The organism is Yersinia sp. 22-579, assembly GCF_030433455.1.
In the GTDB taxonomy this organism is placed as follows: Bacteria; Pseudomonadota; Gammaproteobacteria; order Enterobacterales; family Enterobacteriaceae; genus Yersinia; species Yersinia enterocolitica.
Genome location: NZ_JAUJTZ010000004.1, coordinates 234,493 through 260,234 on the forward strand (window position 1 = coordinate 234,493; position 25,742 = coordinate 260,234).

Genomic DNA, 25,742 nt, shown 5'->3' on the forward strand with positions numbered 1-25,742 from the left:
GATAAGAAGTGCTGAGACACAAACGCTTGCTGTAGTGAAAATTATCGGCTAAAAAGATGATATATAAAACTGCTGAGTTAGACTCAATTAGGTTCCTCTTTTATGGTCAGCCGACGCCTTGAACAGCAATACTTACGCTTATTAAATCAGGTTGGGGTACAGCCAGTTGAGGTTACACTGCAAGAACTTGCGGATAAACTCAGCTGCACCAAGCGCCACATGCGGACATTACTGGTTCAGATGCAACAGGCTGGCTGGTTGAGATGGCAAGCAGAGGCAGGTCGTGGCCGCCGGTCATATTTGCAACTATTGCGGAACACTCATCAGCTTTTAATTGAAAAAGCGGAACAGCTATTAGATTCCGGTGGTTTTAATGAAGCCATTGCCCTATTGGGCGAAGATAAACAGCTCATTGCCCCCTTGTTGCGGGCTAAACTGGGGTATCGGATACGCGATGACTATCAAGCTCTGCGCATCCCCTACTACCGCACCATGACAAATCTTTACCCCGGCACAGCACTACGCCGCTCTGAGCTGCACTTAGTCCGACAAATTTTTAATGGCCTGACCCGAGTAAATGAGGAAAACGGTGAAGTCACCACCGATTTAGCTCACAAATGGCGAATGCTCGACCCATTGCATTGGCGCTTTTATTTACGCCCGGCGGTGCAATTTCATGATGGTCGAGAATTGTCCAGCCGCGATGTCGTCAGTTCATTAACCCGCAGCGCAACTTTGCCGCTGTTTTCACATATTCAAAAAATTAGTTCGCACGGACCACTCAGTGTGGTTATTAAACTTAGCCAACCGGACCCGCGTCTTCCCCTGTTACTCGCCCATCACAGCGCACTGATTCTGCCGGAAAATCATGCCACACAGCCAGATTTTGCCTCTCACCCTGTAGGAACTGGGCCTTATCGAGTGGCTGAAAATGATAACTGGCACTTGCAGATGAAATCTTTTGACCACTATTTTGGTTTTCGCGGCTTGCTGGATGAGGTTGAGGTACTTATCTTCCCGGATTTGGCCCGCCCGCCCTCTGACACACCTGCCGTGCTATCAGATCAGTTGAGCATGGAGAATATACAAAGTGCCACCTGGCTCAGTTCCAGCATCAGTGATATTGATTATGTTTCTGGGAAAGTTGCCAGCCTGACCGGTAAGCCATCAGATTCAACACAAGAGATGTTTCTGGAACGCGGTGGATATTTTTTGCTATGCGATAGCCGCTCAGCGCACTGGCACGATATTAAACAGCGCCGCTGGTTGCGAAAAACGCTCAATCCTTATCATCTTATCCAACGGCTAATTGAATCCATTCGCCCCTTCTGGGTACCCGCCAGTAGCGTCCTACCCACATGGTTTCATGGCATTGATGCAGGAGAAGAGTGCTCTCCTTTTTCAAGTGATATCGCGACAGAATCAGAGGATATGCCGGTATTAACGCTGGCTTATCATGCCCAGCATCCAGAATACTCGATGTTGGTGACTGAAATGACTCATATTCTCGCTGCTCAGGGCATTAAGTTAGATATGATCGAGCTGGATTACACCTCTTGGGCCAAGGGTGAGGCCAAAGCTGATTTGTGGCTGGGCACAGTGAACTTTGCCGTTCCTGAAGAGTGGAATGTTGGCGCATGGCTATTGAGCTCCCAGTTGCTGCGTCAATCCATCACTGGTGGTGATGATGCTGATTTACAGAGCTATCTGCATGATTGGCGCAACCAATCCCTGGGTAGCGAACAATTGATCCGAGAGATCATCGCCAATGGATGGTTGCAGCCATTATTCCATCACTGGATGCGCCTAAAAGCCCCCGAACAAGCCCAAGGCGCGCACTTAAATAATTTAGGTTGGTTTGATTTCCAGACTACCTGGCTAGAGCCTGAATAACATAAATAAAATCCATTCAAAACAAACATTAATCACACAGAAGATAACGTGTGGTTTTTATATAGATATTTAATTTATAGAGGTTAATAACAAAGTGCCCGTAGCGGTGAAAACAAATAGATCGTAAAAACACCTAAAATGATAGCGATGAAACCATGAGAAACTGGCCTTTCTAGACACAAAAAAAGGGAGGCTTTCGCCTCCCCTTTGCACTCCCCACACCTGAATTAATGGTTACGAATGTACTCGTCCATATCTGTTTTCAGGTTATCAGATTTCGTCCCGAAGATAGCCTGAACACCTGAGCCTGCGACGACAACGCCCGCAGCACCCAATTTCTTCAGACCAGCTTGGTCAACCTTGGACACATCAGCCACGCTGACACGCAGACGTGTGATACATGCATCCAGGTTAGTGATGTTTTCTTTACCACCAAATGCTGCTACCAGTGCTGCTGACATTTCAGTGCCACCCTGTACAGTTTGCTCTGTCGTCGTGTCTTCACGACCCGGTGTTTTCAAATTCAGTTTGGCGATCAGTACACGGAAGATGGTGTAGTAGACCAGACCGTAGCAAATACCCACCAGAGGGAACAACCAAATACGGCTGCTATTACCACTCAGTACCACGAAGTCAATCAGACCGTGGGAGAAGCTGGTACCGTCACGCATCCCAAGCAGGATACAGATTGGGAAGGCCAGGCCTGCCAGAATTGCATGGATAACATACAAAATTGGCGCCACGAACATGAAGGAGAATTCGATTGGTTCGGTGATACCGGTTAGGAATGAGGTCAGTGCTGCGGAGATCATGATCCCGCCCACTTTTGCCCGGTTTTCCGGCTTAGCAGAATGCCAAATAGCGATTGCTGCTGCTGGCAGACCGTACATTTTAAACAGGAAGCCACCAGACAGTTTACCCGCAGTTGGGTCACCCGCCATGTAACGAGGAATGTCACCGTGGAATACCTGACCCGCTGCGTTGGTGTATTCACCAATTTGCATTTGGAATGGTACGTTCCAGATATGGTGCAGACCGAATGGAACCAGCGCACGTTCTACTACACCGTAGATACCAAAGGCGACTACGGAGTTTTGATAGGCTGCCCACTGGGAGAAAGTCTGGATAGCGGTACCCACTGGCGGCCACACGAAGGACAGAATCACGCCAACAAAGATCGCTGTGAAACCAGAGATAATCGGCACAAAGCGTTTACCGGCGAAAAAGCCCAGATATTCAGGTAACTGAATACGGTAGAAGCGGTTAAACATGTAGGCCGCTATTGCACCGGCAATGATCCCGCCTAATACCCCGGTATCAGCTAAATGCTTGGCAGCAATTTCTTCTGCCGGCAAATGCAAGACCAGTGGTGCGACTACCGCCATGGTTTTCACCATGATGCCGTAAGCCACAACGGCCGCCAACGCGGATACACCGTCGTTGTTGGTAAAGCCAAGTGCAACGCCAATAGCAAAAATCAATGCCATGTTAGCAAAAACGGAACCGCCCGCTTCTGCCATTACGTGAGAGACTACCGTTGGTAGCCAGCTAAAATTCGCGGAACCGACACCCAGCAGAATACCTGCGATGGGTAACACGGATACCGGTAGCATTAGCGATTTACCGACCTTTTGCAGGTTTGCAAATGCGTTCTTAAACATAGTTGAGTGAGCTCCTGAGTAATAGTGCTTTTACTGCTTTTTCTCGCGTTTATTGGCATTACAAAGGGGGGAGTAAGCCTTTGCGAATCAGGGTGTCTAAAGCACCCCTTTAATTTTTACGAAGAGTAAAATAAATAGCCTGCTTAATGTTTGATGGCAGTCACGTTTCTTTCAAGAAAGCGCTTAATTTGCTTCAAATCGCGCATTTTTTGTAAAAAAACGTCAATGAGAGCTGCCCTCACCCACTAAATTGGGTGAGAACATTACTCGTTTCGACGATTAATTACGAGCTTAAAAAAAAGTATTATTAAGGAAGTTGGGGCGTTCTACTGGTCAGCCGCGCAGAGTCCAGATGAAATAACCGGCAGAAGTTGTCTGTGGTGGCTTGGGCTAAGGATTCAAGGCTGATCCCCTTCAGTACTGCCATATATTCTGCAACATCACGCACATAGGCTGGTTGGTTCTCTTTACCACGGTGCGGAACCGGTGCCAGATAAGGCGAATCGGTTTCGACCAGCAACCGATCAAGTGGCACGTAGCGCGCGACATCACGCAGCTGTTCTGCGTTACGGAAAGTCAGAATGCCGGAGAAAGAGATGTAAAAACCGAGATCCAATAGCGTGGCGGCAGTTGCTTTATCTTCTGTAAAGCAATGTAAAACCCCACCACACTCTTGCGCCTGTTCTTCATGCAAGATTGCCAGCGTGTCTTCACGAGCATCACGAGTATGTACAATCACCGGTTTATTTAATTTACGGCCAATACGGATATGCTCACGGAAAGAGGCTTGTTGCAGTGGAATATTGTCTTGCTGATAGAAATAATCCAGCCCGGTTTCCCCCATTGCCACCACGTTATCTGCCGCAGCAAGTTTTGCCAACTGCTCAAAATCATAGCCACCCTCCAGATTGAGTGGATGAACGCCACATGAAAACGCCACATTTTCTCGCTCCCCGATAAGGGAAGTCATGGCTGAAAAACCCGGTAATGTAGTGGCGACTGCCAGCACGAATCCGACATCACGCGCCTTCGCTTTAGCTAATACATCATCAACATTGCGGTGCAACGTCTGGTAATCAAGGCTATCAAGATGACAATGAGAATCTACTAACAACATAATTTTAAACCCAATTACAACGAAGATAAGGTGGAATAAGTGCCCGTAGTCAGCGCTGTTTCCCAGTTAAGCAGGAACTCGGTGAGTAATAATTCACGATTAACACCTACCACCAATAATAATTGATGACGACAATGGCCCAGCGCCTGGGCTGAATGGAGCAATACCGGTGTTGCGGCCATGCCAGCCAATTGCTGTACCAGAGGCAATTGATCCTGGTTGACGGCAAATTGACCCGCGCCTTGCTGCCATTTCAACGCATCCAACACCAATGAAGAGATCCATTGTAAGCGTTCTGGAGCATCATCATGGTTAAGTTGCGGTAATAACGACAGTAAATCCGTGCTGTGCAGTGCGCTATGCAATGCATGGCACAAAGTGGTTCTGGTGGCCCAGCGTTCCGGTTGCAGTAAACGCTCGGCCGCTAACGGCGCACCTTCACTCAATTTAAGTGCCGCCAGCATCGAGACAGGTTCTGCTGGAATCTGCCGCTGAAGCCATTGCAGGCTAAGCGCGGTATCCGGGCAGGCCAGATGCCAGTAAAAGCAGCGGCTGCGCAGTGTCGCAAGCAAACTGGCAGGTTGATGGCAATCGAGTAGAAAATAGGTTTTCTCCGGTGGCTCTTCCAACGTTTTTAACAACGCATTCGCCGCCGCATCGGTAAGCAACTCCGCGTGGGGAAGCCACACGACTTTTGCTCCGCCTTGCTGAGCATGGGAATAGAGTTTTTCAATCTGTTGGCGCACCAGCTCAACGCCGAGACTGCTTTTACCTTTCTCCGGTGTCAGCACATACCAGTCAGGATGATTGCCCGCCAACATCAAGCGGCAACTATGACATTCACCACAGCTTTTCTCGCCTTGTCGTTGCTGGCACATCAACCAACGGCTAATACCGTAAATCAGTGCTTCTTCGCCATTTCCAGGCAAAGAGTGCAGCAATAATGCATGATGGCCTCGCCCGGCAGTCTGCTGCCCTACCCACTGACGGTAAGGCGCAGTGAGCCACGGGTACCATTTCATTACGCTGTTTCTCGGCTGGTCAGCCATTGTTTCAATACCCGGCTAATAGATTCACTGACTTGCTCAAGCGGTTGAGAAGCATCAATGGTTTTAATACTCGAATCTGCGACAGCCAATTCGAGATAGCGCTCTCGGGTGCGTTCAAAGAAGGCCAGTGACTCTTGTTCAATCCGGTCTAATTCACCGCGGGCGCGGGCGCGAGCCAGCCCAATAGCTGGAGGTAAATCGAGATACAGTGTCAGGTCGGGGCGGAACTCACCCAATACCGTGTCACGCAATGAGGTCATCAGATTAATATCAATCCCGCGCCCGCCGCCCTGATAGGCTTGCGATGACAAATCATGGCGATCACCCACCACCCAACTGCCGCGCGCCAGTGCTGGTTTAATGACATTTTCAACCAATTGCACGCGCGCAGCATACAACATCAGCACTTCGGCTTTGTCCGTCAGGACTTCACCGTCAATACCTTGCTTAATCAAATCTCGCAGCTTTTCCGCCAGCGGAGTTCCCCCTGGCTCGCGAGTGAAAACAATATCGTTAATCCCCTGGGCGCGTAATGTGGCAACCACGGTGTCTCTGGCGGTGGTTTTCCCTGCCCCTTCAAGCCCTTCAATAACGATAAATTTACTGTTCATTTTTATCCTTTAGCGATTGGCGATAAACCCGCACCGCTTGGTTATGACTGGCTAAATTGGTGGTAAAAGTATGGCCGCCCTTGCCGTCTGCTACGAAGTAGAGGTAAGGCGTTTTAGCCGGATGAGCGGCAGCCGTAAGTGATGCCAGCCCCGGCATCGCAATCGGCGTCGGCGGCAAACCGGATATTACATAGGTATTATAAGGCGTTGGCGTATCTAAGTCTTTACGACTAATGGTGCCATTATAGCTATCCCCCATCCCGTAAATAACCGTCGGGTCCGTTTGCAGTCGCATACCAATACGTAAACGGTTGATAAACACCGATGCCACTTTGGTTCGCTCTTCATTGACCGCCGTTTCTTTTTCGATAATTGACGCCATAGTCACCAGGTCGCCTGGGGTTTTGTAAGGCAACGATTTATCACGCCCCTGCCAGATTTCATCGACTGTTTTTTCCATCTTCACATGGGCACGTTTGAGTAATGCCAAGTCAGTGGTTCCGGCAGTATATGAATAGGTATCTGGGTAAAGCCACCCTTCAGGGTGTTCGCTGTCCTTTAATCCCAGTAATACCGCGATTTCGGCATCACTCTTCCCATCCAATACATGCTTTATATATTTTGATTGCTGTAATTCATCCATCCAATCACGCAGCCGCTTTCCTTCAATAAAGCGCACGGTAAATTGGGCTTCTTTACCGCTGGCGAGCAGCTCAAGCATGCCGCGCACTGTCATCCCAGGAGTAAAGCGATAGGTACCCGCCTTGAATTTGGCTAATTCTGGTTCAAGGCGCAGCAGCCAGGGGAACCAGCGAGTATTTTTAATCAGGCCGTCGCGTTGCAGCAAATTCTCCAGTGCCACTCGTCCCGTCCCCGCAGGAAGTTTAAAGATGGTCTCTTGCTGGATAGCCAACGGCCTATCAGCAAAGTGTTGTACTCTCTGGTAACCCAACAGCAGCAATCCCAAACAGATAGCGACAAAAAGGATTAATGCTTTGGTGCTTTTTATTTTCATCGGGCGGCCATCTTCATATTAAAGGTAGTCATAGGTACAAAAATCAAAATCCTCATGAAGCCTATACTTCGCAGCAATGAAGATTTAAGAAATCAAATAACTGGCGCGAGTGGTAAACCCAGGGTTCAGCGTGATTTACCGGTTCAATCCTATTCACCGGGAGTAGCGGCATCAGCGCGTTGCACACGATAACTTCATCTGCATCAGCCAACACATCCACCGGTTGTGCCACAATTATCACCTGCCGACCCTGCGTAGCCAGGCAGCTAATAATTCGTTGACGCATAATGCCATCTACACCTGATTGGCACAGATCTGGGGTAAATATTTCATCCCCCTTGCGCCAGAATAAATTAGCCGCACAGCATTCCACCAGCATGCCTTCAGTGTCAAGCACCAGTGCCTCATCCGCCGCTGTCTGCTCAAGATGCGCGCGAATCAATACCTGCTCCAGGCGGTTCAAGTGCTTAACACCCGCCAGCAAAGGGCTACGTGCTAGCGATATCGGGCTGAGTGCCAAAGAAATCCCCCGTTCACGCCAACTATGATAATGAATAGGGTAATCACTGAGAGAAATAATCCGTGTCGGATGCTGACATGTCGTGCCACTGTAACCTCGTCCGCCACTTCCCCGACTGATAATCACTTTTAGCACCCCGTCTTCAGTATGGCTTGCGGCTTCAACCATTTCCTTGGTCAATGCATTCCAATTCACTGCGGGCATTAATAACCGCTCAGCCGCCAACTGCAAACGTAGTATATGTTTATCCAGCCACACAACGCGGCCGAGAGAGACTCTGGCGGTAGTAAAACAGCCATCGCCAAACTGCACAGAGCGGTCTGAAGCTGAAATCAAATTTTGTTCAACACCATTAATCCAGAACATTCAGATTCTCTTTAAATGGAAGGGGGTATTTACTCTATATTCAATGGGGAAAGAGGGATTGCCCATCAATATAAATTGTACCTGCTGACAGTATCAGATTTAAACCAATGGCTGTTTTCAGATTTGTCTCTTATTGGGACAATTATTATTGAGGGATGTTATGGCTAATGCAGGACAAAGCTAATAAAAGACCCGGAAAACCGGGTCTTTTTAGCAGTTGGAGCGTAACGACCAACGTTATACTTTGCGGAAAACCAAAGAACCGTTAGTGCCACCAAAGCCGAAGGAGTTACACAGGGTGTACTCCAAATCATTTACCTGACGAGCTTCGTGCGGAACAAAGTCCAAATCACAACCTTCATCTGGGTTATCCAGGTTGATGGTTGCCGGAATGGCCTGATCACGCAGTGCTAAAACAGTAAAGATAGACTCAACTGCGCCTGCTGCACCTAACAAGTGCCCAGTCATGGATTTGGTGGAACTGACCATCACTTTGGTGTCTCCACCAAATACAGACTTAACTGCCTGCGTTTCGGCTTTATCGCCAGCAGGAGTTGACGTGCCGTGGGCATTGATATAGCCGATCTGAGAGGTGCTCACACCCGCATCACGTAATGCATTTACCATTGCCAGAGCTGCTCCAGAACCGTTTTCCGGTGGAGAGGTCATGTGATAAGCATCGCTGCTCATCCCAAACCCAACAACTTCCGCGTAGATTTTTGCGCCACGTTTTTTCGCGTGTTCGTACTCTTCCAGCACCATCATGCCTGCACCGTCACCCAGAACGAAACCATCACGGTCTTTATCCCATGGGCGGCTTGCGGCTTGCGGATTATCATTGCGAGTCGACAATGCACGAGCTGCACCAAAACCACCAACACCCAATGGCGTACTGGCTTTTTCTGCACCACCTGCCAGCATAACATCTGCATCATTGTAAGCAATGATACGCGCCGCGTGGCCGATGTTATGCACACCAGAAGTACATGCCGTTGCGATAGAAATGCTTGGCCCACGCATCCCACACATAATGGTCAAGTGGCCGGCAATCATGTTAACAATGGTTGATGGCACGAAGAATGGGCTAATTTTACGTGGCCCACCGTTCACCAGCGCGCTGTGGTTTTCTTCAATCAGACCCAGCCCACCAATACCAGAACCTATAGCGGCACCGATACGGCTAGCATTGGCTTCGGTGACTTCAAGCCCTGAGTCTTGCATGGCTTGCATGCCAGCAACAATGCCGTACTGTATGAATGCGTCCATCTTGCGCGCATCTTTACGCGAAATGAACTCTTCACAATTAAAATCTTTCACTAAGCCAGCAAATCGAGTTGCATAGGCACTAGTATCAAAATGGTCGATCAGGCTGATGCCACTCTGCCCGGCAAGAACAGCTTTCCATGTGGATTCGACTGTATTACCGACAGGAGACAACATGCCCAGTCCAGTCACAACAACTCGACGCTTAGACACGGTTGTCCTCCAAGGAGGGAAAATAACACTTAGGACAAAAAAAACTTAGGCGGTCGAGTGACCGCCTAACTATCTAAACTTAAAGCATGTACGCTTACTGCTGGTTAGCGTTGATAAAATCAATAGCTGCCTGAACAGTAGTGATTTTTTCTGCTTCTTCGTCTGGAATCTCAGTATCAAATTCTTCTTCCAGAGCCATTACCAGCTCAACGGTGTCCAGAGAATCCGCGCCAAGATCTTCAACGAAAGAAGCACTGTTCTTCACTTCGTCTTCTTTAACACCCAGTTGTTCAACGATGATTTTCTTAACGCGTTCTTCGATAGTGCTCATACTCTTAAATTTCCTATCAAAACTCGCTTTCGCGATGGTTTTCGTAGTGTATAAAATGTTGAAAAAGATGCAACTAAATCTAGGCTGGTCAAACCACGATTTTACGCTATTTTGCGGTTTTTACCTCAAATAACGCAAATACTTTCGTGATTTTTAAATCATATACATGCCGCCATTGACATGTAATGTTTCACCAGAGATGTAGCTGGCCTCGTCAGAGGCTAAAAATGCAACAGCGCTGGCGATTTCTTTTGCTTGCCCAAGCCGGTTAGCTGGAACTTGGGCCAAAATGCCTGCGCGTTGATCATCTGTCAACGCCGTCGTCATATCTGTCTCAATAAAGCCAGGTGCCACAACGTTGACAGTAATGCCACGTGAAGCAACCTCACGCGCCAAAGACTTGCTAAAACCGATCAGACCCGCTTTAGCTGCCGCGTAGTTAACCTGCCCTGCATTGCCCATTGTCCCAACTACAGAACCGATGGTGATGATACGCCCAAACCGCTTTTTCATCATAGCGCGCATTACCGCTTTTGACAGACGGAATACGGAAGTCAGATCGGTGTCAATAATATCTTGCCACTCTTCATCCTTCATACGCATCAGCAGGTTATCACGCGTAATACCTGCATTATTCACTAAAATGTCGACTTCTCCAAATTCCGCACGAATCGTTGCCAAAACAGACTCGATTGACGCGGGATCCACGACATTCAGCATTAAACCTTTACCCTGGTCACCCAAGTAGGCACTGATCGCTTCAGCGCCCTTTTCACTGGTCGCCGTACCAATAACACGGGCACCGCGCTCAGCCAATAATTCTGCAATCGCACGGCCGATACCGCGACTCGCGCCAGTTACCAGCGCAATTTTTCCTTCGAAGCTCATGTTACCCTCTTTCTTAGTTTTCAAGCGCGCTGGTCAGCGTAGCAACATCGTTTACCGGTGCTGCGGCCAGAGTATCCACGATACGCTTGGTCAAACCAGTCAAGACCTTACCCGGCCCAACTTCTAACAGCAGCTCAACACCTTCTGCTGCGATAAATTCAACACTCTCAGTCCAACGTACTGGATTATATAACTGGCGTACCAATGCGCTACGGATAGCCTCTGGTGACACTTCAGTTTTCACATCTACGTTGTTGACGACAGGGAATAGCGGAGCCTGGAATTCGATCTCTTCCAGTGCAACAGCTAACTTATCTGCCGCAGGTTTCATCAGAGCACAATGAGATGGCACGCTGACAGGCAATGGCAAGGCACGTTTGGCACCCAAAGCTTTACAAGCCGCACCAGCGCGTTCTACCGCCTCTTTATTGCCGGCAATAACCACCTGACCCGGTGAGTTAAAGTTAACTGGCGAGACGACCTGGCCAAGTGCTGACTCTTCACAGGCTTTGGCGATGGATTCATTATCCAAACCAATAATAGCGTACATGGCACCGGTACCTTCAGGTACCGCTTCTTGCATCAGCTTGCCGCGTAATTCAACCAGACGAACCGCCTGTTTGAAGTCGAGCACGCCAGCGCATACCAGAGCGGAGTATTCACCCAAGCTATGGCCCGCCATCATCGTAGGCAGTTTACCGCCTTGATGTTGCCAAACACGCCAGATAGCAACAGATGCTGTCAATAAAGCCGGTTGCGTCTGCCATGTTTTATTCAATTCTTCAGCCGGGCCTTGTTGCACTAACTGCCACAGATCATAGCCCAGTACCGATGAGGCTTCACTGAAGGTCTCTTCAACTATCGGAAATTGTGCGGCCAAATCGGCCAGCATGCTAAGGGATTGAGATCCCTGGCCTGGAAATACCATTGCAAATTTCGACATTTTGCTTTCCTGTTAAACCAAAAAAGGTTCTGTTAAATCAGAAGCGAACCAGCGCTGAGCCCCAGGTAAAGCCGCCGCCAAATGCTTCCAGCAGCACTAACTGCCCACGTTGAATTCGCCCATCTCGTACTGCTTCGTCAAGTGCCGCAGGTACGGATGCCGCAGAGGTGTTGCCATGACGATCGAGTGTGACCACCACTTTATCCATCCCCATGCCTAATTTTTTGGCCGTTGCGCTAATAATACGCAGGTTAGCCTGATGCGGTACCAACCAATCCAGCGCTGAGCGATCCAGATTATTGGCCTGCAAAGTCTCGTCCACAATGTGGGCAAGTTCTGTTACTGCAACTTTAAAGACTTCATTACCCGCCATAGTGACATAGGCTGGCTGTTCTTGGTGTTGGCGATCTTGATACGGCAGTGCCAGCAATTCACCGTACTTACCATCTGCATGCAAATGAGTAGAGAGAATGCCCGGCTGCTCCGAGGCACCTAGTACCACGGCACCGGCACCATCGCCAAACAGAATAATCGTGCCACGGTCTTCAGGATTCAGCGCACGCGAAAGCATGTCGGAACCGATGACGATGGCATGTTTGACAGCACCACTTTTCACGTACTGATCAGCAACACTGAGTGCATAGGTAAAACCAGCACAAGCTGCGGCCAAATCGAAAGAGGCAGCATCTTTGATACCCAGCATTTGCTGCACCTGACAGGCCGAGCTCGGGAAAGCATGGCTTGAGGAGGTGGTAGCTATGATAATCAGCCCGATATCATTTTTATCAATACCGGACATCTCCAGCGCTTTTTCAGCTGCGTGGAAACCCATACTTGCGACTGTTTCATCCAGCCCGGCAATACGCCGCTCACGAATACCTGTCCGGGTGACAATCCACTCGTCCGATGTATCCACCATTTTTTCTAAATCAGCATTACTGCGCACTTGTACGGGCAGATAACTCCCCGTACCGAGAATCTTAGTATACATGTACGATCAGTCACTCTTGGGTAAAACCGCTTCAAGGCGCGCGGCAATCCGCTGTGGGACTTGCCGCTGCACCGCCTGCACAGCCTGTTCGATGGCAACGGCAAATGCGCGTTGATTCGCAGCGCCGTGGCTCTTGATTACGATGCCCCGTAATCCTAACAGACATGCGCCATTATACTGGTCGGGGTTCAAATGACCGAACCGCTTAGCTACACGTTTTTGCAGCCAACGGCCAATAAGTTTAAGCCACCATGACTGTTTTTTGCCGTCGCCCGATGATTTGAGCAGTGACAAGAACATTCTTATCACACCTTCCATGGTCTTTAGAGTGACGTTACCCACGAAGCCGTCACAAACCATCACATCAGTCTTGCCTGTCAGCAGATCATTGCCTTCCAGATAACCAATATAGTTGATAGTCGGTGTATTTTTTAATACTGCGGCGGCTTCGCGGATATTATCCAACCCCTTGGTTTCCTCTTCGCCAATATTGAGCAAAGCAACACGCGGGTTTGTTATGCCAACAACTTCTTCTGCCATCACCGAACCCATGACGGCAAATTGCACCAGCATCGTGCTATCGCATTCGACGTTAGCCCCTAAATCCAGTACCACAGTTTTGCTGCGTTGCTGATTGGGGATGACCGTCATCAATGCCGGGCGCTCTATTCCATCCAGTGGCTTAATCATCATCTTCGCCAACCCCATCAATGCCCCAGTATTACCTGCACTCACACAGGCTGCTGCGTCACCGTTTTTGACAAGCTCTAATGCAATACGCATAGAGGTACCACGGCTGGCACGAATCGCTTGTGAGGGTTTAGCATCGCTGGCAATAACATGCTCAGCGGGGATTACCTGTAACCTTTCCAGCAACAAAGGATCGGCATTAACAAGTAACGAAGTGATGGTGTCGGGGTTCCCGACCAGCAGGAGTTTTAGTTTTGGATTAGAGGCCAGTGCCTGCAATGAAGCAGGCACTGTGACGTGGGGACCGAAATCCCCACCCATTGCATCTAACGCTAGGGTTAGACAAGTCAAGGTATCGCCTTGCTAAAGAAGATTAGCAAGTACTACTCAGCCGATAACCTTGCGGCCGCGGTAGAAACCGTCGGCTGTGATGTGGTGACGCAGGTGAGTTTCACCGGAAGTTTTGTCCACAGACAGAGTGGCAGTGGTCAGCGCATCGTGTGAACGGCGCATGCCACGTTTGGAACGAGTGGGTTTGTTCTGTTGTACGGCCATTGACCTTACTCCTTAATTACTTTCTTTAAACTGGCTAATACGGCAAATGGATTAGGTTTCTCCGCCTCTTCAGGCAGTTTGCCAAATACCATGTCCGCCTCGGACACTTCACAGTGTTCAGAATCATGTACCGGAACGACAGGCAGTGAAAGAATAATTTCGTCTTCAATCATAGCCAGCAGATCAACTTCGCCAAATTCATCGACTTCGATCGGCTCGTACGCTTCCGGTAATGCTTCAGCCTGCTCATCATTGACGATCGGGCTAAAACAATACGTTGTATGAACATGGTGTGCAAACGTGTTACCACAGCGCTGACACATCAATGTTACATCGACGTCCGCATGACCTGTAATAACCGCCAGACGCTGATTATCGATATTAAACGATAATGAGGCCACGACATCGCTGTCCACACTTACCACTGAGTCGGCTACTCGTGTAACCTGCTCAGGCGAATAGATACCTGCGTAATCTAAACGTTTCTGAGCGGTACGAACCGCATCAATGGTCAGGGGTAATTTTACCTTTTGCATAGGGCGCGCATATTAACTTTGTAACGACATAGAGTCAAAGAAAAAGGCCGTTTTACTGCACCTTTCACCAATATTCGCTTCCGAAGCGGCAGACAGTTTAAAATGCCTGATTAAATTACGCCACGGTTTATGGAAAATATTATGCCGCAATTAGTTCTAGCCTCAACATCATCATATCGCCGCGCATTGCTGGAGAAACTGCAATTACCCTTTATCACTGCTGCGCCGCAAACTGATGAAAGCCCATTGCAAGGCGAGAGCGCAAGCGCGCTGGTGCAACGGTTGGCACGCGCAAAGGCCCAAGCGCTGGCCGCTCATTACCCACAACACTTGATAATCGGTTCTGATCAAGTGTGTGTTATCAACGGCTCCATCGTCGGCAAGCCCCATAATCATGCCAATGCGGTCAAGCAGTTAGAACAAGCCAGCGGCCAATGTGTCACTTTTTATACCGGGCTGGCGCTGCTCAATACAGCAACCGGTAGTCATAATTGCCTTTGCGAAACATTTGATGTTTATTTCCGCAGATTAAATAGCGCAGAAATTGAGGGTTATTTAGTGCGGGAACAACCGTGGAATTGTGCAGGCAGTTTTAAAAGTGAAGGGTTGGGCATCACTTTATTTGACAAGCTATCGGGCCGTGATCCGAATACGCTCATCGGCCTGCCATTAATCGCCCTCACCCAAATGTTAATTGAGCAAGGGGTCAATCCCTTACTTTAAAATGCGGATAGCTTTTAAAATACGGATAGCGTTAAAACGGCTTGCCGCATTTTAAATCGCGGCTTTCTTGCGTAATACCGCCAGACAATGGCGCAATTGATTATCCAAAGGAGCTTCAATGCGCATGGTTTCACCGGTATTCGGATGTTCAAAACGTAGAGCTGCGGCATGCAGGAATAAGCGATGTAACCCTGTCCCCTGCAATTGGCTATCAAATTCACGGTCACCATAACGATCATCAAAAGCGATCGGGTGGCCGGCATGCAGTGTGTGCACGCGAATCTGATGTGTACGACCCGTTATCGGGCTGGCTTTAACCAATGTTGCATGCTCAAAACGCTCTTCTATTTTAAAACGCGTCTCAGATGGCTTGCCTTCACTACTGACTTTCACCATACGCTCGCCACTTTGCATAATATTTTTCAGCAAAGGCGCCTGAACAGCTTTGCAATGGGATTGCCATTGCCCGCGCACCAAAGCCAAATAATCTTTTTGCATCCCTTTCAAGCGCAGTTGCTCATGTAAAGAGCGTAAAGCCGAGCGTTTTTTGGCTACCAACAAAACACCAGAGGTATCGCGGTCAAGGCGGTGAACCAATTCCAGGAAACGCGCTTCAGGACGAAGTGCACGTAATGCTTCAATCACCCCGAAACTTAAACCGCTACCGCCGTGGACAGCCGTACCGGAAGGTTTGTTTAACACTAAGAGATAATCATCTTCAAATAGAATGCAATCAGCCAGAGCAGCCACTTTATCAAGTTTAGCTGATACCTGAATCTCTTCGCGCTCGGCGACACGTACCGGTGGTACACGGACCACATCACCGTCAGCCAGTTTATATTCTGGCTTAATGCGCCCTTTATTAACGCGGACCTCACCTTTGCGCACGATGCGATAGATCATACTCTTTGGCACACCTTTCAATTTCGTGAGCAAAAAGTTATCGATCCGCTGACCCGCTTCGTCGGCAGAAATGGTGATTAATTGTACTGCTGGATTATTCGTTTTCATGGGGCGCGATTCTAATTACACCGAGGAATTAGCGCCACCCCTTTTTCTGTGCTTAACTGTCAATCTGGCTATTTAAAGATAACGTTTGCGCGCATTTATTGTTTAATAAGACAACGATAGCCGCCAACACTGTGAATACAGTAAAAGAATCTTTACGTAGACAGGTAAAGTCATCTTGCTATATCAGTGTCAGCAATGGAATAATGTGGTTAATTCTGCGTTGATTCTCGTTAGACCAAGAGACTTGTGGAATAATAAACTTTGCCTGATCACACAAAAACGCAGCAATGGCGTAAGACGTAATGTGAAATCAAGCAATTAGCGGGCTGCGGGTTGCAGCTTGGTCGGCAAGTGGGTCAGGCTCTGTTGTCTTATATTCAGAAGCTACCCTTTATATAAAAAGCGCTGTTTTTCAGAAAGAAACACAGGCTTACCGAAATAATGCGCCCCTATGCAGGCGACAACCGTGAGGTTGACGGCTTTGCTAGAAGACTCGGGGTCATCGGTTTACCCGACCATAGAGGTTATTTTGCCCGCAGTTCTAACGCCAATGTAAAAAAAACGAGTAAGTTAAAGATGAAAAGAATGTTGATTAACGCAACTCAGCAAGAAGAGTTGCGTGTTGCCCTTGTAGATGGACAGCGGCTGTATGATTTGGATATTGAAAGCCCAGGTCATGAACAGAAAAAAGCGAATATTTACAAAGGTAAAATCACCCGAATCGAACCCAGTCTGGAAGCCGCTTTTGTTGATTACGGCGCTGAACGACATGGTTTCCTCCCATTAAAAGAAATTTCTCGCGAATATTTCCCTAGTAATTATTCCTCTCATGGCCGCCCAAACATCAAAGATGTGCTGCGCGAAGGCCAGGAAGTTATTGTTCAGGTTGATAAAGAAGAACGCGGTAATAAAGGTGCCGCACTCACGACTTTCATCAGCCTGGCAGGTAGTTATTTAGTTCTGATGCCTAATAACCCACGTGCTGGTGGTATTTCTCGCCGTATCGAAGGTGATGACCGCACTGAACTGAAAGAAGCCCTATCCTCCCTGCAGTTGCCTGATGGCATGGGTCTGATTGTTCGTACAGCGGGTGTTGGTAAATCTGCTGATGCGCTGCAATGGGACTTATCATTCCGTCTGAAGCACTGGGATGCGATTAAAAAAGCCGCTGAAGGCCGCCCTGCGCCGTTCCTGATCCATCAGGAAAGTAACGTCATTGTTCGTGCTTTCCGTGATTATCTGCGCCCGGACATCGGCGAAATCCTGATCGATAACCCTAAAGTTCTCGAACTGGCTAAAGAGCATATCGCAGCACTTGGCCGCCCGGATTTCAGCAGCAAAATCAAATTGTATAGTGGCGAAATCCCATTATTCAGTCACTACCAGATTGAGTCACAGATTGAATCTGCATTCCAACGCGAAGTACGTCTGCCTTCCGGTGGTTCTATCGTTATTGATACCACCGAAGCCCTGACAGCGATTGATATCAACTCCGCACGTGCTACCCGTGGTGGTGATATCGAAGAAACGGCATTCAATACCAACCTTGAAGCCGCCGATGAAATTGCCCGCCAGTTGCGCCTACGTGACTTAGGTGGCCTTATTGTCATCGACTTTATCGATATGACACCGGTACGCCACCAACGTGAAGTAGAAAACCGCCTACGTGATGCCGTTCGTCAAGACCGTGCGCGTATCCAGATTGGCCGTATCTCTCGCTTCGGTTTACTGGAAATGTCCCGCCAGCGCCTCAGCCCATCACTCGGTGAGTCAAGCCACCATGTGTGCCCACGCTGTAGCGGTACCGGTACCGTTCGTGACAACGAATCGCTGTCACTTTCTATTCTGCGTTTGATTGAAGAAGAAGCGCTGAAAGAGAATACCCATGAAGTTCACGCTATTGTGCCGGTACAAATTGCATCGTATCTGCTGAACGAAAAGCGTGAATCTGTTAATGCCATCGAAAAACGCCAGGGTGGTGTGCGGGCAGTGATCGTACCAAACGATCAGATGCAAACGCCGCATTATTCTGTACTTCGCGTGCGCAAAGGCGAAGAAGTCCCTTCTCTCAGCTATTTGCTGCCACAGCTGCATGAAGCTGAAATGGCACAACCGTTGGAAGAAGCGACCATCGAACGTAAACGCCCAGAGCAACCGGCGCTGGCGACGTTCTCTCTGCCAACAGAAGTGCCACCAGAGTCAGCCCCTGCTGCTGCGAATGTTAAACCAACAGCCGCACCACAGGCCGCAACAGCTGCGGTGGCAGAACAACCTGGTTTCCTTAGCCGCCTGTTCAGTGGGCTGAAAGGTCTCTTCGGGGGTTCAACAGAAACTGAAGTGAAACCGGTTGAAGTTGAGAAAACTGAAACCAACGAAAACCGTCGTAATGATCGCCGTAATCCTCGCCGCCAGAATAATGGCCGCAAAGACCGTGGTGACCGCACGCCGCGCGAAGGTCGTGATAACAGTAGTCGCGACAACAATGCCCGTGATAATAGCACTCGTGATAACGGCAACCGTGACAATGCTAACCGCGATAATAGCAATCGCGAAGGCCGTGACGATCAGCGCCGCAATAATAGACGCCCGGCGCAACAAGCAACGGCACCACAGGCACAGACTGAAGTTGTTGAAGCAGATAAAGCACAGCGTGAAGAACAGCCAGCGCGTCGCGGTGATCGCCAACGTCGTCGTCCACAAGATGATAAACGCCAGGTATCACAAGACGTTAAAGCTAAAGTTGATGCGGATATCGTCACAGCTGTAGTCGAAGAAGCACAACCTGAGCAAGAAGAACGCCAACAGGTGATGCAGCGCCGTCAACGTCGCCAATTGAATCAGAAAGTCCGTATTCAATCCGCGAATGATGAGCTGAATGTTCTGGAAAGTTCTGTTAGCGAGCCAGTTTCCCACATTGCTGCGCCAGTAGTGCAGGAAGAAGTGAAATTGCTGCCGCCAGCAAGCTCTCAGGCCGATGATGAAGCATCGAACGATCGTAATGGCAACAATGAAAATGGCATGCCACGTCGCTCTCGCCGCTCACCTCGCCACCTGCGTGTCAGTGGTCAACGTCGTCGCCGCTATCGTGATGAGCGCTACCCAACTCAGTCAGCTATGCCGCTGGCGGGTGCTTTCGCTTCACCAGAAATGGCATCAGGTAAAGTGTGGGTGCGTTATCCAGTAGCTCAACCGTTTGAACCCGCCTTTGTGGAAAATCCGGTTGAAGAACCACAGCCAGTTGAGTACGTGCAGGAAGTTACTGCTGTAGTAGAACAAGTCGCTGTTGTTGCCGCACCTGTTGTCGTTGCTGCGCCTGTCGTTGCTGCGCCTGTCGTTGCTGCGCCTGTCGTTGCTGCGCCTGTCGTTGCTGCCGTAACTGAAACTGTCGTGCCGACTCCAGCCCCACAACATAAGCCAGGTGGTTCTTCGTCATCCGCTGCTGCCGTACCGGGCCGTGCGCCGGTTGTTGTGGAAACAGCAATAGTAGAAACGGTAACTGTAGCGCCAATCGTTGAAACCCGTGCGATTGAAGAACCTACTCAGGTAACTGACATTGCACCAGCAGCAGAAACTGTGGTTGAAACGACAATCGAACCCGTCGCTGTCGTGGAAGAAGCCGTAACCCAAGAGCCTGTTGTTGAAGAAACAGCAGCTGTAGTTGAAGATGCGACAGTCGCTGAAGAAGCTGTAGTTGAAGAAGCTGTAGTTGAAGAAGTGACAGTTGAAGAAGTGACAGTTGAAGAAGCGGTGGTTGAAGCACCAATCGTGACGGAAACAGTGGTTGAAGATACTGTGGCAGAAGAAGCTACGGTAACTGAATCACCAACCGACACAGCTCCTGTTGCCGTTGCACCGCCGCAGCCAGTTGTTGCTCATCCTGAAGGTGTGTTATTCAAGCACTATGCTTCAGCGCCAATGACCAAAGCACCAGCACCTGATTACGAACCAGCATCGCCAAGCCAAGGCCATTGGGAACGTCCAGCCTTTGATTTTGCAGGTAAAGGTTCTGCGGGTGGTCATGCGGCAGCAACTAAAGCAACAGCACCAGCAACAAAGCCACAATCGGTTGAATAGTAGCAATATCGTTCGGCCCTAATAGTGTAAAACCCGCCATTTGGCGGGTTTTTTATTGAGCAAAGATTGTCACGCGATTTGCTTCACTTTCTTTATCTCAAGGCTTTCCAACTTGCCTTCAATAGCTTTGACAAACGCTTTGAAGTGTTCGGTTTTATTATGTTTTTCTAATGCATCCTCAGATGCCCAGCGCTCAAAAAACACAAAAGAGCCTTTTTGGTCGCTTTCAGCATGGAGATCATATTGCAGATTCCCCTTCTCTTCACGACTCGGTTCGATAACCTGATGAACTGCGGCGGTAACCTCAGCAATAAACTCAGGTTTCGCCACTAAACTGGCAATAACGCGAACTTCCATAGTTATTCTCCCATCTGTACATTTAACTAGCGTATTTGACGATAAATCAATCGCTCACCAACTTGGGCAATTTTTTCGAAACCTCTCTATAAGAGCCCCTTTTTGCATTGTTTTCAACTTAGCCGTAACAATCAGATGCATCTGGAGCACTTTCCGCTTATCCTTAGACCCCGCCGGAAACAGCACAAAAACCCCGATATCTCATCATGACTGCGGAGCTCGTTGAATGACTGCACAACCCCAAACCCTGAAAATTCGCCGCCCCGATGACTGGCATATTCATTTACGTGATGACGAAATGCTCAGTACCGTGCTGCCCTATACTTCCGAGGTGTTTGCGCGGGCTATTGTCATGCCAAACCTGACACCCCCGATAACCACAGTTACCAGTGCCATTGCCTATCGGGAACGTATTTTGGCGGCAATTCCTGCGGGCCATAAATTCACACCGCTAATGACGTGCTACCTGACCAATACTCTGGACGTCAATGAACTGACTCTCGGTTTTGAACAAGGTGTGTTTACCGCCGCTAAGCTTTATCCGGCCAATGCCACCACCAACTCAACCCATGGGGTTTCTGATATTCCAGCAATTTATCCGCTGTTTGAACAGATGCAGAAGATAGGCATGCCGTTACTGATCCACGGGGAAGTCACTGACGCGGCTGTGGACATTTTTGATCGTGAAGCTCGCTTTATTGACCAAATCCTGGAACCGATACGCCGTCAATTCCCAGAGCTGAAAATTGTCTTTGAGCATATCACCACCAAAGACGCAGCCGATTATGTGCTGGCAGGCAATCGTTTCCTTGGTGCGACCATCACCCCTCAGCATTTGATGTTCAATCGTAATCACATGTTGGTTGGTGGAATTCGCCCTCACCTGTTCTGTTTGCCGATTCTAAAGCGCAGTACTCATCAAGAAGCCCTGCGTCAAGCGGTTGCCAGTGGCTCTGAGCGCTTCTTCCTCGGAACTGACTCAGCACCGCATGCCAAACATCGTAAAGAGTCATCATGTGGCTGTGCAGGTGTGTTCAATGCCCCGTCAGCACTTCCAGCGTATGCCTCTGTGTTTGAAGAGATGAACGCACTGCAACATTTTGAAGCATTCTGCTCTTTGAACGGCCCACGTTTCTATGGTCTGCCCGTTAACGAAGATTTTGTTGAATTGGTTCGGGTTCCTTTCCAACAACCAGAAGAAATCTCACTTGGAAACGAATCTATTATTCCTTTCCTTGCCGGCCAGACCATCAACTGGTCAGTTAAAGCTTGATAACTATGGCGGTAGAGCGCGCTTTTCTCTACTGCCTCAAATTTTTTTATCCGCCAGTTGCAGCCCGAATTTTTATACTGTATAAATAACCAGTATGAATATTCGGAGGGCTAAATATGCGTGTTGAAGTCAGTATTGATAAAAAAAATCAGTTACCCGCAGGTGCTATCGAAGCACTCACCAATGAATTGAGTAAACGACTGAATACTAAATTCCCGGATACCACTACCGCAGTACAAGTGCGTTATGCCGGGGCCAATAATCTTTCTGTTTTAGGCGGTGCCAAAACCGATAAAGATCTCATCTCTGAAATATTACAAGAAATATGGGAAAGCGCGGATGATTGGTTCGATGCGGAATAAATCACAATAAAAAATATGTTGTATATCCTAAATGATTTAAGTTGCGGGAAGGCGGCTAGTGAGAAAATCCCGATGAGCTTACTGTGTCGTAAGTGATTCGGGTTATTGAGCGTAGCCAACGCACATGCAGCTTTAAGTATGACGGGTATAGGTAAATGCTGTTTTGCCGGGGAATCGCTCCTCGGCTTTTTTCATTTTAATCTTCGCTTAATTAATCATCAGAAAATAAATAATTTGTAAAGATCTGTTGATAATCTCCACATTCACCAGCGCTTGCGTATACTAAAAAAGTTCACTTAGTATTGAGTCGCATTGATCCTCGCTAGTCACTCCAGTTAGTAACTACTATATAAGGGGTCTTTATGGACAGAAATGATGAAGTTATCCAGACTCACCCGCTCGTAGGTTGGGATATCAGCACTGTAGATGCATATGACGCGATGATGATACGTCTTCATTACCTGTCTTCCATGGATCAACCGCCTGAAGATGCGCTGGTTGATAGAACACTCTGGCTGACGACTGATGTTGCACGCCAATTAATAAATATCTTAGAAGCAGGCATTGCTAAAATTGAGTCATCAGAATACCAAGATCTTGACCGTCGTAAGCATTAATTATCACCTACAATTAATTTCTCAACGCGCATAAAAAGGCATCAGTGAATATCACTTGATGCCTTTTTATTAACCGTTCCCACCATAATATCGCTAACATCCCTTTTGCTCTCCCTGACCCCGTGCTATTACTATCGTTTTAATTTTTATCGCGACTTGCCGCCTTTCATTTAAATCATTCTGTTTATTATCAGGATAAAACTGCATTGCAAATCGAACAGTGTTAAATAAGGCTAGCGATGATATTCACCAAGGTGAAAAATATGGATTATGATTTGATTGTCATTGGTAGTGGCTCCGTCGGTTCCGCCGCAGGTTACTACGCCTCACAAGCTGGTTTAAAAGTGCTGATGATTGACAGTGCAATGCCTCCTCACCAGTCAGGTAGCCACCACGGCGATACCAGAATCATTCGCCATGCATACGGTGAAGGCGAGAAATATGTTCCATTAGTATTACGCGCACAAGCACTGTGGGATCAACTCTCCGCTCAGACTGGTGAAAAATTGTTTCAGGCCAGTGGTGTACTCAATTTGGGACCTGATGATTCGACTTTCCTGAAAAATACACAGCTCAGCGCGCAACAATATAATTTACCAGTCGATATTTTAAATGCAGCGCAGGTTCGTGAGAAATGGCCGGTATTTACTGTGCCGGATAATTATATTGGTGTGTTCGAACCACAATCGGGTTATCTGCGCTCAGAACTGGCGATAAAAACACTGATCAAAGCCGTCACTGAGGCGGGTTGCGGTATTTTATTTAACTGCCCGGTTACCGCGATTGAACCCTTGGATAATGGGGTTGATGTCGTGACCATTGATGGTACCTACAGCGCCAGGAAAGTGGTGGTCACCGCCGGAACCTGGGTGAAAGAGTTACTACCGCAATTACCCATAACAGCCATACGCAAAGTCTTCTCCTGGCACCATGCCGATGGTCGCTACAGTGAAGGGAATCATTTCCCGGCATTTACCGTAGAGACTCCGGATAACATTCATTACTACGGTTTTCCCTCACAAAATGATGAACTGAAATTGGGTAAACATAATGGTGGTCAACCGATAGAATCAGCCGCACAGCGTAAGCCGTTTGGTGCTTATGCTGAAGATGGTACCGAAGTATTTGGCTTTTTGCGTCATTTCTTACCTGGCGTGGGTGTTTGCCTACATGGCGCAGCATGCAGTTATGATATGAGCCCTGATGAAGATTTCATCATCGACACCTTGCCGGATAACCCCCATATTATGGTGGTGACTGGCTTAAGTGGTCATGGATTTAAGTTTGCCACTGCACTGGGTGAAGTCGCCGCACTCTTTGCGCAAGATAAAACGTCACCTATTGATATTTCTGCCTTTTCACTGGCGCGATTTACTCATTCTTAGGCCACGAATGACAATTCGCTGATTAAATTGTTGCCAATACTCATTTGCTTTTAAGATGAGTTATTGGCAATTTATTTGCATTTCTTATATTTCAATCTCAGTACAAAACACTCTTAATTTTATTATTAGCAGGAGGTTTATTCGTTAAATCCGTCAAGAAACATCGCAAATCCCGAATTGACGCCGTAGTCATCAGAGGATTACCTTACCCTTGTATGCAGCCAGGTATGGTTGCAGTTAGACAAGGATGTATGTCATATGAAGATATTAATTATTGATGAATGTTTTTATACCCGCTCAGGGGTAAATACTTATTTAAATAACTCAACATCGCTTAAATTAAGAGATGTACCTACAGTTGAACAAGCAACATCAACTATCCAGGATTTTAATCCTGAGATAATAATTGTTAATCTTACCCAATATTGTCGTTTTGGTGGTCATTGTCCATTATTAGAACATTTTATACGTTGTTGTGATCAGGCAAAAGTTTATATTTATCTGGATGCAGCCTATCCATTTAGTGAAACACCAATCCCTCTGACTGGCTCTGTTTCTATTCTAGCTAAAAAGCATTTGCCTGAACTGCTTCAAAGCTTATCCCGTGTTTCACACGATGCAGGCAAGTCACATCTGTCATGCCCCGCATCACTGTTCAGCCCGCAAGAACATAAAGTCATGTGCTATTGGATGACAGAAATGCCCAACTACCGTATCGCTAAAAAATTAAATATCAGCGATAGCACCGTTTACTCACATAAACGCCATATTACTGAGAAAATAAAAGTCAGGAATCGCTTGGAGCTGTGTTTTATTTACAACGTATTCAAATATCTCTACTAGAAATTAGTCTATATTTAGAAAAACATCTCCAAGTAGTGCTTAATACCGAGCCGAGCCAATATTTATATAAGTTTAAATCACGAGTAATGTAGCCGGAACAATATAATGCAAAACAGCCTGCTGTTAGCCAGTATCGGTTACATTCTAATTAAATTATTTTATATACCCCCACGCTCCAATTTTCATCTTTTACGCACATATCTGTAGATAAATCATTTCTTTTGATTATTTCAAAACACACTAATTTAACTTCCAGATTATTGTTTATCCAATTAAAAACACCTATAATGCGCGATGATTTTAGCCGCAGGCAGTCAGTATGTTAAATAAATTGCTTTCAATAGTTATCAATAATGTGCGGGAGCATCTAATACTCTATATCTGTTTGTGGTTGATATTGTTGGCGCTGGATATTTATTTCTTTTTCTATTAGTTTACTGCCCGAACCATCCCTC

Annotated in this window: 25 protein-coding genes; 9 read left to right on the plus strand and 16 right to left on the minus strand. The window is 47.8% G+C overall.

What is annotated here, in order from left to right:
* Positions 1-102 precede the first annotated feature (102 nt).
* Entirely contained in the window at positions 103-1,893 is a 1,791-nt protein-coding gene (locus tag QSV56_RS06960) for an SgrR family transcriptional regulator (protein ID WP_046694886.1), read from the plus strand.
* A 227-nt stretch (positions 1,894-2,120) separates the two neighbouring features.
* On the opposite strand, the gene ptsG is transcribed toward QSV56_RS06960, so the two are convergent.
* From ptsG to yceD, 14 genes are all read right to left on the minus strand, one after another.
* Positions 2,121-3,554: a PTS glucose transporter subunit IIBC gene (gene ptsG, locus QSV56_RS06965; protein ID WP_005157966.1), complete on the minus strand. Its 1,434-nt coding sequence runs from the start codon at positions 3,552-3,554 to the stop codon at positions 2,121-2,123.
* Between the two features lie 307 nt (positions 3,555-3,861).
* On the minus strand, positions 3,862-4,671 hold the full coding sequence (locus QSV56_RS06970) for a metal-dependent hydrolase (protein ID WP_050130042.1): 810 nt from the start codon (positions 4,669-4,671) through the stop codon (positions 3,862-3,864).
* 14 nt (positions 4,672-4,685) lie between these two features.
* Positions 4,686-5,693 carry a DNA polymerase III subunit delta' gene (gene holB, locus QSV56_RS06975; protein WP_046694884.1) on the minus strand — a complete coding sequence of 336 codons (1,008 nt, stop codon included), beginning with the start codon at positions 5,691-5,693 and terminating at the stop codon, positions 4,686-4,688.
* Positions 5,693-6,331: a dTMP kinase gene (gene tmk / locus QSV56_RS06980; protein WP_301211658.1), complete on the minus strand. Its 639-nt coding sequence runs from the start codon at positions 6,329-6,331 to the stop codon at positions 5,693-5,695. Before tmk ends, holB begins: the two co-directional genes overlap by 1 nt.
* Positions 6,321-7,346, minus strand: a complete 1,026-nt coding sequence (gene mltG / locus QSV56_RS06985; RefSeq protein ID WP_005170713.1) for an endolytic transglycosylase MltG — start codon at positions 7,344-7,346, stop codon at positions 6,321-6,323. Before mltG ends, tmk begins: the two co-directional genes overlap by 11 nt.
* Before the next feature lie 61 nt (positions 7,347-7,407).
* Complete coding sequence (gene pabC, locus QSV56_RS06990; protein ID WP_076706912.1) at positions 7,408-8,232, minus strand: aminodeoxychorismate lyase; 825 nt, start codon at positions 8,230-8,232, stop codon at positions 7,408-7,410.
* 237 nt (positions 8,233-8,469) lie between these two features.
* On the minus strand, positions 8,470-9,708 hold the full coding sequence (fabF, locus tag QSV56_RS06995) for a beta-ketoacyl-ACP synthase II (RefSeq protein ID WP_050130037.1): 1,239 nt from the start codon (positions 9,706-9,708) through the stop codon (positions 8,470-8,472).
* A 94-nt stretch (positions 9,709-9,802) separates the two neighbouring features.
* On the minus strand, positions 9,803-10,039 hold the full coding sequence (acpP, locus tag QSV56_RS07000) for an acyl carrier protein (protein WP_002220787.1): 237 nt from the start codon (positions 10,037-10,039) through the stop codon (positions 9,803-9,805).
* Positions 10,040-10,192: 153 nt separating this feature from the next.
* Entirely contained in the window at positions 10,193-10,927 is a 735-nt protein-coding gene (fabG, locus tag QSV56_RS07005; protein WP_004389704.1) for a 3-oxoacyl-ACP reductase FabG, read from the minus strand.
* Positions 10,928-10,940: 13 nt separating this feature from the next.
* Positions 10,941-11,870: an ACP S-malonyltransferase gene (gene fabD / locus QSV56_RS07010; RefSeq protein ID WP_301211664.1), complete on the minus strand. Its 930-nt coding sequence runs from the start codon at positions 11,868-11,870 to the stop codon at positions 10,941-10,943.
* A gap of 37 nt (positions 11,871-11,907) precedes the next feature.
* On the minus strand, positions 11,908-12,861 hold the full coding sequence (locus QSV56_RS07015; protein WP_019079801.1) for a beta-ketoacyl-ACP synthase III: 954 nt from the start codon (positions 12,859-12,861) through the stop codon (positions 11,908-11,910).
* A 6-nt stretch (positions 12,862-12,867) separates the two neighbouring features.
* Positions 12,868-13,902 carry a phosphate acyltransferase PlsX gene (gene plsX, locus QSV56_RS07020; protein ID WP_071843368.1) on the minus strand — a complete coding sequence of 345 codons (1,035 nt, stop codon included), beginning with the start codon at positions 13,900-13,902 and terminating at the stop codon, positions 12,868-12,870.
* Positions 13,903-13,938: 36 nt separating this feature from the next.
* Complete coding sequence (gene rpmF / locus QSV56_RS07025; protein WP_002210931.1) at positions 13,939-14,106, minus strand: 50S ribosomal protein L32; 168 nt, start codon at positions 14,104-14,106, stop codon at positions 13,939-13,941.
* A 5-nt stretch (positions 14,107-14,111) separates the two neighbouring features.
* Positions 14,112-14,642 (minus strand): 23S rRNA accumulation protein YceD, encoded by a 531-nt coding sequence (gene yceD / locus QSV56_RS07030; RefSeq protein WP_004709643.1) that lies wholly within the window; start codon positions 14,640-14,642, stop codon positions 14,112-14,114.
* A gap of 141 nt (positions 14,643-14,783) precedes the next feature.
* On the opposite strand from yceD, the gene QSV56_RS07035 reads away from it, so the two are divergent.
* Complete coding sequence (locus QSV56_RS07035; protein ID WP_046050745.1) at positions 14,784-15,365, plus strand: nucleoside triphosphate pyrophosphatase; 582 nt, start codon at positions 14,784-14,786, stop codon at positions 15,363-15,365.
* A 51-nt stretch (positions 15,366-15,416) separates the two neighbouring features.
* Here QSV56_RS07035 and rluC read toward each other — a convergent pair whose 3' ends face one another.
* Positions 15,417-16,376, minus strand: a complete 960-nt coding sequence (gene rluC, locus QSV56_RS07040) for a 23S rRNA pseudouridine(955/2504/2580) synthase RluC (RefSeq protein ID WP_046050744.1) — start codon at positions 16,374-16,376, stop codon at positions 15,417-15,419.
* A 576-nt stretch (positions 16,377-16,952) separates the two neighbouring features.
* Here rluC and rne point away from each other — a divergent pair.
* Positions 16,953-20,450 carry a ribonuclease E gene (rne, locus tag QSV56_RS07045; RefSeq protein ID WP_301211705.1) on the plus strand — a complete coding sequence of 1,166 codons (3,498 nt, stop codon included), beginning with the start codon at positions 16,953-16,955 and terminating at the stop codon, positions 20,448-20,450.
* A gap of 69 nt (positions 20,451-20,519) precedes the next feature.
* Here the strand turns inward: rne and QSV56_RS07050 are convergent, their stop codons facing one another.
* Positions 20,520-20,807 carry a putative quinol monooxygenase gene (locus QSV56_RS07050; protein ID WP_019079805.1) on the minus strand — a complete coding sequence of 96 codons (288 nt, stop codon included), beginning with the start codon at positions 20,805-20,807 and terminating at the stop codon, positions 20,520-20,522.
* Positions 20,808-21,033: 226 nt separating this feature from the next.
* Here QSV56_RS07050 and pyrC point away from each other — a divergent pair, with 226 nt between their 5' ends.
* The 6 genes from pyrC (at position 21,034) to QSV56_RS07080 (ending at position 25,720) form a co-directional block, all read left to right on the plus strand.
* Positions 21,034-22,080 (plus strand): dihydroorotase, encoded by a 1,047-nt coding sequence (gene pyrC / locus QSV56_RS07055; protein WP_019079806.1) that lies wholly within the window; start codon positions 21,034-21,036, stop codon positions 22,078-22,080.
* A 116-nt stretch (positions 22,081-22,196) separates the two neighbouring features.
* Entirely contained in the window at positions 22,197-22,442 is a 246-nt protein-coding gene (dinI, locus tag QSV56_RS07060) for a DNA damage-inducible protein I (protein ID WP_005157917.1), read from the plus strand.
* 362 nt (positions 22,443-22,804) lie between these two features.
* Entirely contained in the window at positions 22,805-23,059 is a 255-nt protein-coding gene (bssS, locus tag QSV56_RS07065) for a biofilm formation regulator BssS (protein ID WP_005157914.1), read from the plus strand.
* Between the two features lie 263 nt (positions 23,060-23,322).
* The gene (gene solA / locus QSV56_RS07070) at positions 23,323-24,444 is read left to right on the plus strand and encodes an N-methyl-L-tryptophan oxidase (protein WP_005170765.1); all 1,122 of its coding nucleotides are present in this window, start codon (positions 23,323-23,325) and stop codon (positions 24,442-24,444) included.
* A 258-nt stretch (positions 24,445-24,702) separates the two neighbouring features.
* Complete coding sequence (locus QSV56_RS07075; RefSeq protein ID WP_019079808.1) at positions 24,703-25,287, plus strand: LuxR C-terminal-related transcriptional regulator; 585 nt, start codon at positions 24,703-24,705, stop codon at positions 25,285-25,287.
* 319 nt (positions 25,288-25,606) lie between these two features.
* A complete protein-coding gene (locus QSV56_RS07080) occupies positions 25,607-25,720 on the plus strand; it encodes a DUF2770 family protein (RefSeq protein ID WP_071988901.1) in 114 nt (37 codons plus the stop codon).
* The last annotated feature ends 22 nt before the right edge of the window (positions 25,721-25,742 follow it).